This window comes from Rhizobium sp. LARHSG275, from assembly GCF_052871115.1.
The window spans coordinates 82,107-95,354 of sequence record NZ_JBIXJN010000009.1; the positions used below are offsets into that span (position 1 = coordinate 82,107).

Here is a 13,248-nt window from a genome sequence, read left to right on the forward strand (position 1 = left end):
GATCAGAGGCCGGCGCCCGGATAGTTCGGGCTCTCGCGGGTGATCGTCACGTCATGGGCGTGGCTTTCGCGAAGACCGGCACCTGAGATGCGCACGAACGTGGCGCGGTCCTGGAATTCCTTGAGGTCCTTGCCGCCAACATAGCCCATGGCCGCCTTGAGGCCGCCGGCAAGCTGGTGGATGACGCCCGAGACCGGCCCCTTGTACGGCACCTGACCTTCGATGCCCTCAGGCACGAGCTTCAGCGTGTCGCGCACCTCAGCCTGGAAATAGCGATCAGCGGAGCCACGGGCCATGGCGCCGACGGAACCCATGCCGCGATAGGCCTTGAAGGAGCGTCCCTGGTAAAGATAGACCTCGCCCGGGCTCTCATCGGTGCCGGCAAGCAGCGACCCGATCATCACGGCGGAAGCGCCGGCGGCGATCGCCTTGGCAAGATCGCCGGAGAACTTGATGCCGCCATCGGCGATGACGGGCACGTCCTGATCATTCGCCGCCTGCACCGCCGACATGATGGCGGCAAGCTGCGGCACGCCGACGCCGGCGACAATGCGCGTCGTGCAGATCGAGCCCGGACCGATGCCGACCTTGACGGCATCCGCACCGGCATCGATCAGCGCCCTGGTGCCGTCATAAGTGGCGACGTTGCCCGCCATGATGCGCACCGAGTTGGAGAGCTTCTTGACGCGGGAGACGGCATCGAGGACGCGCTGCGAATGGCCATGGGCGGTATCGACGACCAGAAGGTCGACGCCGGCTTCGATCAGGCGCTCGGCGCGCTCGAAGCCGTCATCGCCGACGCTGATGGCGGCGGCGGCGCGAAGCCTGCCCTGCGCATCCTTGGAAGCGTTCGGGTTCAGCTGCGACTTCTCGATGTCCTTGACGGTGATGAGGCCGACGCAGCGGCCCTCGGTATCGACGACCAGCAGCTTCTCGATGCGATGCGAATGCAGCAGGCGCTTGGCCTCCTGCTGATCGACGTTTTCCTTGACGGTGACCAGATTGTCCTTGGTCATCAATTCGTGGATCTTCTGTTCGGGATCGGAAGCGAAGCGGACGTCACGGTTGGTCAAGATGCCGACGAGGCGGCCGGACTTCTCCACGACAGGGATGCCGGAGATGCTGTAGGACTTCATGAGCGCGAGCGCATCGGCAAGCGTCGCATCGGGGCCGATCGTCACCGGATTGACGACCATGCCGCTTTCAAACTTCTTCACTTGCCGGACCTGCTCGGCCTGCTCGATCGGCGTCAGGTTGCGATGAATGACGCCGAGACCGCCGGCCTGGGCCATGGCGATCGCCAGGCGGCTCTCGGTGACGGTATCCATGGCGGATGAGATGATCGGGATGTTGAGATCGAAATCACGGGCGATGCGGGTGGAGATATTCGTCTGGCCGGGCATGACCTCGGAATGTCCCGGCTGCAGCAGCACGTCGTCGAAGGTAAGCGCGTCTGCGCCGGTTGCCGTTTCAATGATGCGTGCCATGGCCAAATTCCTTCATTTAATAAAAATGCGACCCTGTCCGGAAACGAATCGTCCGCCCCGTCGGTCTGCATTGGGTTGCTTGGAAGTTGGCGAGGGCTGGTAACACGTCTATGACAGGAAGGAAATAGCAAAAAGCCCGGCATGTCGGCCGGGTTCGTCATGGGTGCCATGCGCGAGGAGCATTCCGGGAAAAGCGCTAAGCATTTTTCGGTCCGGAATGGTTTAAATACAATATGTTATAGCGGTCAGCGCTTCCGTGAAAGCCTGAGCCGCTTCGGATCAGATGTCGAACTGATAAGTCTTCGGTACGAAGCGATAACCGCCATCCTGCTTCTCGACGAAGCCGACTGCCGGGAACGGCATGTGGCAGCCAAGGAAGGCGATCTTTTCGGTCGCGATCATCTCGATAGCGGGCATTCTTGAAGGCAGCCGCGCCGCCAGCAAGCCAGAGCCTGCGGCGAAGACGGTGCGCCGCTTCATTCGAGTCGAAATTGCCATATATCCATTCTCCCATGACGCGCGGTGTTCGCAGCCCGGCCCGATGACATTTCCGGCCGGATTTCTTGCCCCGCAAGTGTAAACATATGTCAATCTTGACAGGCGACGTTGGTGCGCAAGCCGTCTCACGCAGACGTGAAGCAAACGTGCCGTCGACCCGGATTTGGGGATTGGCAGAACCCGCAGCTGGGACTAAACAGCACGGGCCTTTCCAGCTTCAATCCGCTGCCCCATCAAGGCTCCCGCCTATGAATCGCATCGTCCCGCTGATCCTTGCCGTCGCCCTTTTCATGGAACAGATGGATTCGACCGTCATTGCGACGGCGCTGCCGGCGATTGCCGCGGATTTGTATGTCGGGCCGATCACGCTGAAGCTGGCGCTGACCTCCTACATGGTGGCGCTGGCGGTGTTCATCCCGGTCAGCGGCTGGATAGCCGACAGGTTCGGCGCCAAGAAGATCTTCCGCCTTGCCATCTCCGTCTTCGTCATCGGCTCGATTTTCTGTGCCGTCTCGTCCAACCTCGTGGAATTCGTGTTTGCCCGCTTCCTGCAGGGCATGGGCGGCGCGATGATGACGCCGGTCGGCCGGCTCGTGCTGGTGCGCACGACTAAGCGCAGCGACCTGGTCTCGGCCATGGCGCTGCTCACCATCCCCGCGCTTGTCGGCCCGCTCACCGGCCCGCCGCTCGGCGGCTTCATCACCACCTATTTCAGCTGGCACTGGATCTTCCTGATCAACGTGCCGGTCGGCATCATCGGCATCTGGCTTGCGACGATCTTTCTGCCGGAGGTGGAAGCTACGGCGCCGCCGCGGCTCGATTTCACCGGTTTCGTGCTGACCTCGCTATCGGCTGCGGGCGTCGTCTTCGGTCTGTCGGTGGTCAGTCTGCCGGCCCTGCCCCCTATCATTGGCGTCACCGCCACCTTGATCGGCCTCATCTGCGGCTTCCTCTACGTGCGCCATGCCAAGCGGCATCCGGCGCCGATCCTCAACCTCAACCTGTTCAAGAACCCGACGTTTCGGGCCTCCACCTTGGGCGGCACGCTGTTTCGCATTTGCGTCGGTGCCATGCCCTTCCTGACGCCGCTGATGCTGCAGCTCGGCTTCGGGCTGACGCCATTCCAATCCGGCCTCATCACCTTTGCCGGAGCGATCGGGGCGATCACCACCAAGTTCATGGCAAAGCGCGTCTTCGCCGCTGCCGGCTTCCGCACCACGCTTCTCGGCGCCGCCATGGTGACGACCCTGGTGACTGTCATCACAGGCCTGTTCACGCCGTCGACGCCGCACCTCGTCATCATCGGCGTGCTGCTGCTCGGCGGCTTCTCCCGCTCGTTCATGTTCACCGGCGTCAATGCGCTTGCCTTTGCCGATATCGATGATGCCGAGGCGAGCCAAGCGACATCGATGAGCTCGGTGATGCAGCAGGTCAGCCTGGCGCTCGGCGTCGCGGTCGCCGCCGCGATCCTGGAGAGCTCGATCTATATCAGGGGCGAAGCGCTACAGGTTGCCGATTTCCACCTTGCCTTCTACATCATTGCCGGACTGACCGTCATTGCAACCATTCCCTTCGTCAGAATGGACCGCAATGCCGGCGCACTTGTTTCCGGCCATCGCTCGAAGGCGATGACGGCGGCAACTGTCGAAGCCGAACAACAGGCGGTGAAATAGGCAACCGCTACTCCGGGCTTTCGCAAACCGCAGAGAGCTTGTTGCCGTCGAGATCACGGATATAGGCGGCATAGAAATGGGCATGGTAGGAGCGCAGGCCGGGCTCGCCCTCATCCACGGCGCCTGCCGCAATCGCCGCGGCATGGAAGGCGTCGACATCCGCCCGCGTTTCGGCCGCCAGCGCCACCATGGCGCCATTGCCTGAGGTGGCCCGGCGGTGATTGAACGGCGTCACCACCCAAAAGCGGCAGCGCGTATCGCCCTCGGCGGCATAGCCGATTTCCTCTTCGGAAGAGCGCTGGCGGCGATAGCCGAGGGGAGACAGCACGGCATCATAAAAATGCCCTGCGCGATAAAGGTCGTTGGTTCCGAGCGTGACGTAAAGAAGCATGGGATCAGCGGTTCAAATCCTCACGGCGCCGCGCCTCCTTTCGGACACGCAAAGGACGCGGCAACGCCTTCCATTGCTGCCTATCTTATCCTTAAATCGATCCCGATTTAAGGAATTATGCAGCCGATCGCCATCATCCGTCAGGACCGGCTTGAAGATCAAGCTTCTACTGCTTGGCCTTCGGCCTTGCGCCCCTTGAACCCCTTGGCCAGCAGGAACATCTCGACCGATTCGGCGCGCGACGAGTTCGGTTTGACATGAACGACCTGGCGGAAGTTCTGCTTGAGCATGGCGAGCAGCTCACGTTCGGTTCCGCCCTGGAAGGTCTTGGTGAGGAAGTGCCCGCCTTCCCCCAGCACTTCGACGGCGAAATGCGCTGCGACTTCGCAGAGATGCATGGTGCGCAGATGGTCGGTGCGGTGGTGGCCGGTGGTGGGTGCTGCCATGTCTGATATGACAAGGTCGGGTGTGCCGCCGACGGCCTCCAGCAGCTTTTCCGGCGCAGTCGGATCGAGGAAATCGAGCTGCAGGATCTTGACGCCCGGCAGCTGGGTCATTTCGAGGAAATCGATCGCAGCCACACGAATGTCATCATCCGTCGAGCCGGTGACTTTGGCGGCGATCTGCGACCAGCTGCCGGGGGCAGCTCCCAGATCGATGATGCGCCTGGCGCCGCGCAGGATATGATGTTTCTCGTCGATCTCCAGCAGCTTGAAGGCGGCACGGGCGCGATAACCTTCAAGCTGGGCGCGCTGCACATAGGGATCGTTGATGTGGCGCTCCAGCCATTGGCGGGAGGAGGCCTTCATCTTCTTGTTCTTGACCCGCTGGCCGAGCTTGCGGCCGGTGCGGTTTCCCGCGATCGGTGCCTTGGTCATGCCTATTCCTTATCTTACGATCTCACGCGCTGGCCGCGGCGGTTGCGATTGCGCCGCCACACGCCGTCATCGGCCATCATGTCGGTGAGCAAGCCTTCCCTCAAGCCGCGATCGGCAACGCGCATACGCGGGCTCGGCCACCGGCGGCGGATCGCCTCGAGAATGGCGCAGCCGGCCAGCACCAGATCGGCCCGGTCCGGCCCGATGCAGGGATTGGCGGCGCGGCTTGCGAAATCCCAGGAGAGAAGCTTTGCCTGCATGGCGGAGACCTCGTCATCGGACAGCCAGATGCCATCGACCTTGCGCCGGTCATAACGCGGCAGGTCGAGATGCACGCCGGCAAGCGTCGTCACCGTGCCCGATGTGCCAATCAGATGGAAGTCGCCGGTCTGGGCGACCTCGATCTCCGGGCAATCGAAGCGTCCAAGCATGCCTTCGACTTCGCGCACCATGCCTTCGAAAGCCTCCGGCGTGACGTCGTGCCCGCCATGGCGCTCCGACAGCGTCACGACGCCGACCGGCAGCGAGGTCCAGTGGGTGATGTGATTGGCAAGGCGGCTGAAGCGATTGTCGCCGATGCGGATGACGGCGATCTCCGACGAGCCGCCGCCGATATCGAACAGCACGACGGAGCGCGTCTCGCGACCGACCAGCGACGAGCAGCCGGAGACGGCAAGCCGCGCCTCGGTCTCCCGATCGATGATTTCGAGCTCGAGGCCGGTTTCGGCAACGACCCGGTTGAGGAAGTCCTCGCCATTGACGGCCTGGCGGCAGGCTTCGGTGGCGATCAGCCGCATGCGGCGGATCTCTCGGTTCCTGAGCTTGGAGGCGCAGATCCTCAATGCCTCGATCGCCCGCTCCATCGCCTCGTCGGACAGACGGCCGCTGGCCGCAAGGCCTTCTCCGAGGCGTACGATGCGGGAAAAAGCGTCGACGACGCGGAACTGACCGGGACGGGTCGGCTGGGCAATGAGGAGACGGCAATTATTGGTGCCGAGATCGAGAGCGGCATAGAGCTCCTCCGGCCACACATGCTCGCCGCCCTGGCGGTCACCCTGATAACCGGGGTTGATATGGCTGTCCTGGCGGCCCTTGCGGTTGGCGGCCGCGCCGTTCTGGGTTTCGCGCGGGACGGCGACGCGCGCCGTCTCTTCCGCGCGGCTTTCCTGCTGCGGGGCACCTGCTGGTTTTGCCGATGTCAGCGGCCGGCCCTGAAGACCGCGCTTGCCACGATGCTTGCGGCGATTGCGACGGCTCGGCGCCGAATCGCCATCGGACCGGGCGGTATGATCCACCGCTCCGGCCTGTTCCATCACATGAGGTTGAGGTAAACCGTCCTGTACAGCACCATGGCCGCCACGACGGCGACGCTTGCGCTTGCGGGCCGGATTGCCGGCTGCATCTTCCATCGGGCGCGCAGGCTGTCCGGCACCGCCGGAGGGCTCATGCGAAGCGGGATGAGCCGCGTTGCGGGATTGCCCGCCACGTTTGCCCTTACGGCGCCTGGACTTCTTGCCGTCCTTGCGCCTTGCCGCCGACGCCCCGTCAAATTGCGGCTTTGCGCCGCCTTCGGGGTCTTCCACGTTATTTTTCCATCACGCCGCGCAAGTCTTGAGATATGCAGCAGGCGCTCATTCGATTTTTGCGTTGCGGCAAGAATATCAGCGCCCGCCGAAATCGCCAAATTCTTTTTTGGACAGGGGATTTGCAGCGATTTCACACTTCCGCGGCAGTACCGATTTTTTTCAAAAGAGCTATTTGCAATTCCCCGGCTTTTGGTTATAAGCGCCGCACACCAGCCGACCGCCCGCCGGTTCGCTTATGCTGGGGAATAGTTCAATGGTAGAACGACGGACTCTGACTCCGTTAATCTTGGTTCGAATCCAGGTTCCCCAGCCAATTCTTATTTCTCATTGAAAATCAGATAGTTAGCACGTTCGTCAGACTGCCAACCGGAACAGTTTTTCGATGCAGCTAGCCGGATCAGGTTGCGTGGGTTCAATCCACTTCCTCAGGATCAGGAAGCGCTTCGCGGTCAGCGGCACCAACCAATAGCTGACTATCGGCTTTGGGGCCGTAAGGAGACTGACCGTTCTGGAGAGATAGGCCACGAATGCAGACTGCGTTCGAACTAAGCAGTTTCTGTTCGAATCTTGTCGGGCGCGCCTGTTTTCCAGAACAAAACTGGGAACCGTGCAGTTTCTCACCGGCGGCAGGGAAGCGCTCAATAGACACCCTGGTCCGCTTAGCGACCGGCGGCTTTGCGTCTCTGCTGCGAGCTCCATGCGGGCGCTGGCACGCGGTCTCCAATAATGGAAGCTGGAAATGTACCCTCATTGGCCCCATCGGCTTCCGTGTCCGCTTTAGAGACCCCGCTAGAGTAGGGTCCATGACCGAGATGAGGGCGCGAAGACGTCGTTCATATACCGCTTCCGCGATGTCCGAGTTTATGCCAGCCCTAACTTGCGTATATGAAGTTGGAGTTGAATTTCGAGCAGGCGCTGGGCACACTTGAACACTTGCTACCTCGGTTTGCCTGTGTTCCGGCGTGCAAATTTGGATCTGACTCATATTTGATGATTTCGCAGTCGAAACTGGCGGGGTAGACGATGATCCGACGGAAGGCCAAGACAGACCTCGATCAATGGATCGCTGATGCACACAGTCTGTTCGCCCCCTTTGATCCATCAGATGAGCGACAGCTTTCCGCCTTGCTGCGGCGTCACAACTTCTTTCCCAAAAGGTCTTTCAAAGCCGCATTGTCGAGCATCGCATCTGCCAGGAGTCGTTTCAGCTTCGTGTTCTCGTCTTCCAGCGTCTTCAGACGCTTGGCTTCGGATACGTCCATGCCGCCGAATTTGGCCTTCCATTTATAGATGCTGGCATCGCTGACGCCGTGCTTGCGGCAAAGCTCCGAGACCGGCGTGCCAGTCTCGTGCTCCTTCAGAATGCCGATGATCTGTTCGTCTGTGAAACGATTGCGCTTCATTCCCTGGTCCTCTCAATGGGCCAGAGCTTACTTCAAAATGGATTATCTCAACGGGGCAAGGTCAAAGGCAGACGAACAACCCGCCATTTTTACGGCCTGGTCCGGCGTCTTCACCAAGCCTCGTTATATCGGCGAGCACGATAAAACTCCTCAATCGGCCGCTCCTCCAGGCCCTCGTCCGTTAGCCTAAGTTTGTAGACTGGAATGCGTCGTGCGTCGCACGCGTAAAGAAATGCGTCGGAGACGTTGTTCGCCCTTATCCCTAGCGTCACATGCCTTATAATCGGAACTGGGAAATATTGTTCACGAGAAAGGATGCGGACTTCCTTCTCATAACTCCAGGCTTTGTGTTTCGATGACAGGATTTTTCTTGCGACCTTCTCAGTGTCATTCCATGTGTGTTTGATTTGCATTGAATGCGAGGCTCTATAGTAAACCTCAACAAAATCCGCGGCGGGTAGAGGTATGTCGACTGCGACGAGAACGCCGCGGAACTGGTCCGCGTAGTGAGCCCAGAGAAGATGGGAATATTTTGTCTTTGACAGCGAGCATACTCGCAGTTCGTGCTTATGCCGAATTATTTCCTCAAGATAGCGTCGGTCATCTCGATCGTTTGTAAAAAACTCAAACATTCCCTCCATTGGATCATTCAATTCGTTCCAGTTCGCACAAAACAGACGCCTATTCTCAATGATGTCCTGAGTGAATGCGTTCAGAGGCCGGTATTTGTAAAGGATCATTGGTTCACCGTTTTCGACCCACGCGTTCTCCCACGCCGTGGTTGAACTACCGTTAATGAGGCAGGCACTTTGGAGGACCTGGATTGTGGAACTAGGACAAATGCTACCATCTGAGGCTGCACGTCTTCGAGCCGTCAGCAAGTGGCACCTTTTCGGTTATCTAACGCCTGCGTCGCTGCGTCCGCTTGATGGCGCGCCATGACAAGGCCGCGCCCGCTCAGGCTAGCAAATACAATGTGCTGTATAAACGATAGAGGGAGTGAAGTAGCAAAGCGCGTTGTGGCCGCCGGACGGCTACTTCGAGGTTATACAGCGGAAAATATTGCCGCTAGCCAGTCCTGTTGACTGATCCCTAAGGCGGGCGTTTAGAATTTTTCACTGCCTAAGCTATCGTTTCAAACCTTCTTCGCGTATCGTCCGTCGCTTATTCTATATGCGGGCGTAGCCACTGGCTGTAGTATAATATGAACGGAAATCGGCAGTACGTGGTGCGCCACTCGGAATTACAATGTAACTCGTACATTACCATTGCTCAATGGGGATTGGACAAACCCGCTTCTCGCCGGCCCAGTCATTAATTTCACGATGACCGCTGGCCGCAGCCCACGCCTTCGACCCTCTTGCTCTATAGACTTTGGTCGCCATACGCGAGCATGTGTTCATCATCGGGCACTGCGATGGAATGCATAATATTAGCGCAGGAGCAGGAGTCGGTAGTCCCATCCGCGGATCGCGAGGTATAGATGTCACTCGCCGGCAACTTTTCATAGATCTTCGTCTTGTATGTCTCAAATTTCAGTGGCTAGGCCGGCGATATCGAGTTGTGGTAATGGCCAGAAAATCCTAAGGGGCACGGAATGAGAGCAGTTTTATCGCTTGATCATCAGTCGAGGTGGAGCGTCCTGCGGAGATTAGGAAATTCAACAGTCGCCAAGGCGACCATCGCGGTGCCGCTGGTCGGCTATCTCCTCCTCTTCAACGGAGAGATTGTGAAGTTTCTCAGCCTACACACCGATTTTTGCCAACCGACAACTTGCGCCCCGTCGCTGCGCCTCTTCTTGCTGTATCTTGGCTGCTGTTCGATCGCGACAGGTGCCACGCTGTATGGTTTAAGATGTCCAGCGCTAATCAAGAAGTATGACTCGGCGGCCGGCTTCTTTGAGGCCGAGAAGACCTATTTCTGCCAGCCTCGAAATCTCGACTATCTTTTGAAATTGATAGAGTTGGGGACAGAGGCCGAGCCGCTCGCTCGCAACGCGTCCAACTTCAATTACAATGGGGAAAGGCACGAAGTCGATCCGAATAGCTTGGCAGATCCAATGGGAGAGCTTTACAGGCTCCTCAACATCTCGCGTCCGAGGGCCAGATTGGTCGCATTAATTTCATACTGCCTCGGCATCTTGATACTTCTAGTCCCCACCGCGATGACATTCGTTCAAGTGATTGCCGCCTACACTATTTCCCACACCGGCGTTTGACGGCATTTCGGTCTTGATAGTCGCTACCTTGCCGTCTGGAAATCGTCCTCACGCCTACGACAGGCCTGACGTTCCTTGCTCCTTTCGGTAACTGCGACGATAGACCATTTAAATACACCCCAGCCACACACTCCGACACTAAGACACTAAGCGACGGGACAGTGGGAGCGACCGGAGTGACGACCCAAAGCTGTCGGCGCCTAATGGCCGCCTCACCGCAAACTTGAGGCCCGAAAGCGGAAATTATTGCCGCTCGCTCGGTCCAGTTGACTGATGCCCAAAGCCAGGGCACAAAAGGTGGCATCCACGGTCGCTCGCGATGGGAAAACAGAGGGGATTTCAAGGCTTTTACGCTAAGCCATTGAAATCATGTGAGAATCCAGGTTCCCCAGCCAATATTTCACTAAGCGATTGATTTTACGGCAAACGGGCTTGCTTTTGTCTACCCTCCCGTCCCATCCAATGCCTGCTTCCTTTTCGCTGCCCCTGATCACTTGGATCGACGGGCGCGGGCTGTCAGCGAATCCGACATCGCAGCTCGGGCGAGCATCTACGCATTACACGCGCCATTTCGATTTTTGCTGATTCGGGCGCGCGGTGGGGGCAGCGATGGTAGGCGCTATTGGCGTCGGCCTGACGTCTCTCGCTTCTGGAACGGCCGATAGACAAAAGTGATCAGCGATTGGAAAACACATGCAAACCAATGAGCTTCCGGAATGCTGATTTACAACAGCACTGATAATAAAGATTGAAATCGGCCGCGCCCGCAAATCTTTTATCAGGCCATACTGTTCTCCCTCCAAGATCTCTGTGTTAGGCAGCCCAAAAGCGCCAATGTTGGGCGCGACAACGTAACGCTCTCGATATCGAAGGCAGGGCTAGCTTTGAAGGCTTACAGACCAGAGATCGATGGCTTAAGAGCCATATCGGTGATCGCGGTTATTCTGTATCACGCCGAGTTCACGGTTGCCGGCCACACGTTGCTGCGGGGCGGATACATCGGCGTCGATGTGTTTTTTGTGATCAGTGGCTTTCTGATCTCCCAAATTCTGCTGACAGAAATCGAAGCAACGGGGCGTATTGATTTCCTTAAATTCTATGCTCGGCGCGCGCGGAGAATTCTGCCTGCGTTGTTTGCAGTCGTTTTCGCGACAATGCCTTTCGCATATTACCTTTTATTACCATCGGAACTCCTGGATTTCGCAAATTCCATAGGTTCGTCGCTCCTATTCGGATCGAATATCTATTTCTATTTTACTGCGGCCCAGTACGGGGAGCCCAACACCCTTCTCAAGCCTTTTCTTCACACCTGGTCGTTGAGCGTCGAAGAGCAATTTTATATCGGGTTTCCCCTCTTATTGCTGATCGTGCGCCGATACCTGAAATCAAGGTTTTTGCCATGCGTGTTGCTTGTGGCATCCCTCAGCTTTGTGTTGTGTGTGGTGACGGTACGGTATGATCAGCAACAAGCCTTTTACTCGCCACTCACCCGGGCCTGGGAACTGCTGGCTGGAACACTTCTCGCCTATCACGAGGTGAGGCGTGGACGAGCTCACCCTCGGCCGTTACTCGCGGCGGCCGGGCTTATCCTCGTTCTCGGTTCACTGATCTTGTTCAAAAAGGACACGGTTCATCCTGGCCTGGTAACTGTGATCCCGGTCATTGGGACCTGTCTGGTGCTCGCATTCACCAGTCAGCAGGACGCGGTCGGGCGCCTGTTGGCTTCTCGACCTGCGGCGCTCACCGGATTAGTATCCTACTCTTTATATTTGTGGCATTATCCGGTCTTCGCCTTCGCGCGGCTGACAAGCTTGAATTTCAACAATGGCGATAAGCTCCTCGCCATCGCAGCGACGGTCTTGGTCGCGGTGGTCAGCTTTGTCGTTATCGAAAAGCCCCTTCGCCGCACCAGGAGAAGCCGCGCTCTTTGGATCTACCTAAGCTCATCAGTTGTAACCATCATGGCTGCTGTTGTGTCAGCAGTCTCTATGGCCGGTTTTCCTCACAGGTTGGATCAAGTCTATCCATCTCTCGCGCAGACGAACGAAGCACGACTCGAAAGCACTTTTCTAAGCTTGAACAACAACATTCAAGCCGGGAAGCCCGTTATCTTCATAATTGGTGACTCGTACGCCAGAAACTGGTCCGTCGCGCTGAAAAGTTACATCGATGCGGACCGATATCAAGTCGTGGCAATCAGCTACTTAAAATGCATGGTGGAGATCAAGAACGATATTGTTAAGGCCCCCTCTCGCGCCAGCATTTACGACAAATACTGCATTCCCTTTGAAAAATATATCAACGACAAGTCATTGCTCAGCCGAACGAAAGCGATTTTCCTCACGAGTCATCGGCCTTTTGAGTACACTGTCAACCCGTTTAGGTTTGAGCTTCTTTCTTGGATGAAAAGCCACTCGGATGACGCGCGAATTTACGTCTTCGGAGATTATTTCCAGCTAGACGACTTGCACTCGTGCCTGGGGCTAATGCTTCAGACAAAATCTGATGCCTCTACGTGCCTGCGATTGGCAACCTATCCGCCGGCTAACCAGACTATAGCGCAGCTGCCATTTTTCCCATCTGATCTTGCATTCAACTATGTCGATATCATCAAGCTTCATTGCGACTACGACAAGGAGAAATGCCTCACCAGCAGCGGCGGTGTTCCGTTTATGACAGACTGGACCCATCTGACAGCAGAATTTCTAACGACGTTGATTGGTGACATTTTGGAAAAAAGAAGCGCCGACCTACGGGGCGGCGGTCTCCTCAATTTCCTGGTACTGCCGCACGCCAGGCAATCCGAACGAACTGCAAGTTCTCAGCCGAACGCTGGTCGAACGTCTTCCGCCTCTCCATCAGATTAAGCGGCCAGACGCCGGGAAGACGGTGAACTACCCCATCGACTCGATGAGTTGGTTCTCATCGCGCATGAACTGGAAGCAGACAATGAGCGCCTTCCACTTCCCGTCCTCATACCAGACGTCGCTGAACTCGATCGAGCCGGCGTGCATTTGGGTCATGTTGATCAGACAGCGGTCGCATAGTTGCCCTGCAGCGCATCCCTGAGCGTCAGCGTGCCCGGGATTGCGTCAATGACGTTCATCTGCCAGC

8 protein-coding genes, 1 tRNA gene and 2 pseudogenes are annotated in these 13,248 nt (G+C 57.7%); 4 read left to right on the top strand and 7 right to left on the bottom strand.

What is annotated here, in order from left to right:
• Nucleotides 1-2: 2 nt before the first annotated feature.
• Both guaB and ACIPSK_RS13915 read right to left on the bottom strand, forming a co-directional pair.
• Nucleotides 3-1,487: an IMP dehydrogenase gene (gene guaB, locus ACIPSK_RS13910; RefSeq protein ID WP_162119342.1), complete on the bottom strand. Its 1,485-nt coding sequence runs from the start codon at nt 1,485-1,487 to the stop codon at nt 3-5.
• Nucleotides 1,488-1,766: 279 nt separating this feature from the next.
• Nucleotides 1,767-1,892 (bottom strand): annotated as a pseudogene (locus ACIPSK_RS13915) (MBL fold metallo-hydrolase); the annotation flags it as partial.
• A gap of 341 nt (nt 1,893-2,233) precedes the next feature.
• On the opposite strand from ACIPSK_RS13915, the gene ACIPSK_RS13920 reads away from it, so the two are divergent.
• Complete coding sequence (locus ACIPSK_RS13920; protein WP_162119343.1) at nt 2,234-3,658, top strand: DHA2 family efflux MFS transporter permease subunit; 1,425 nt, start codon at nt 2,234-2,236, stop codon at nt 3,656-3,658.
• 7 nt (nt 3,659-3,665) lie between these two features.
• On the opposite strand, the gene ACIPSK_RS13925 is transcribed toward ACIPSK_RS13920, so the two are convergent.
• From ACIPSK_RS13925 to ACIPSK_RS13935, 3 genes are all read right to left on the bottom strand, one after another.
• Nucleotides 3,666-4,049, bottom strand: coding sequence for a VOC family protein (locus ACIPSK_RS13925; RefSeq protein ID WP_162119344.1), 384 nt, complete (start codon nt 4,047-4,049; stop codon nt 3,666-3,668).
• A gap of 158 nt (nt 4,050-4,207) precedes the next feature.
• Nucleotides 4,208-4,927 carry an RlmE family RNA methyltransferase gene (locus ACIPSK_RS13930; protein WP_162119345.1) on the bottom strand — a complete coding sequence of 240 codons (720 nt, stop codon included), beginning with the start codon at nt 4,925-4,927 and terminating at the stop codon, nt 4,208-4,210.
• Nucleotides 4,928-4,941: 14 nt separating this feature from the next.
• A complete protein-coding gene (locus tag ACIPSK_RS13935) occupies nt 4,942-6,510 on the bottom strand; it encodes a Ppx/GppA phosphatase family protein (protein ID WP_162119346.1) in 1,569 nt (522 codons plus the stop codon).
• 242 nt (nt 6,511-6,752) lie between these two features.
• Between ACIPSK_RS13935 and ACIPSK_RS13940 the strand changes: the two genes are divergently transcribed.
• Nucleotides 6,753-6,826: transfer RNA gene (locus tag ACIPSK_RS13940), tRNA-Gln, on the top strand.
• Nucleotides 6,827-7,612: 786 nt separating this feature from the next.
• Here the strand turns inward: ACIPSK_RS13940 and ACIPSK_RS13945 are convergent.
• Nucleotides 7,613-7,916: pseudogene (locus tag ACIPSK_RS13945) on the bottom strand (transposase); the annotation flags it as partial.
• A 1,597-nt stretch (nt 7,917-9,513) separates the two neighbouring features.
• Here ACIPSK_RS13945 and ACIPSK_RS13950 point away from each other — a divergent pair.
• Both ACIPSK_RS13950 and ACIPSK_RS13955 read left to right on the top strand, forming a co-directional pair.
• Nucleotides 9,514-10,134 carry a hypothetical protein gene (locus ACIPSK_RS13950; RefSeq protein WP_162119348.1) on the top strand — a complete coding sequence of 207 codons (621 nt, stop codon included), beginning with the start codon at nt 9,514-9,516 and terminating at the stop codon, nt 10,132-10,134.
• Between the two features lie 884 nt (nt 10,135-11,018).
• On the top strand, nt 11,019-13,001 hold the full coding sequence (locus tag ACIPSK_RS13955; protein ID WP_162119349.1) for an acyltransferase family protein: 1,983 nt from the start codon (nt 11,019-11,021) through the stop codon (nt 12,999-13,001).
• Nucleotides 13,002-13,028: 27 nt separating this feature from the next.
• On the opposite strand, the gene ACIPSK_RS13960 is transcribed toward ACIPSK_RS13955, so the two are convergent.
• The gene (locus ACIPSK_RS13960; protein WP_281410338.1) at nt 13,029-13,157 is read right to left on the bottom strand and encodes a hypothetical protein; all 129 of its coding nucleotides are present in this window, start codon (nt 13,155-13,157) and stop codon (nt 13,029-13,031) included.
• Between the last annotated feature and the right edge of the window lie 91 nt (nt 13,158-13,248).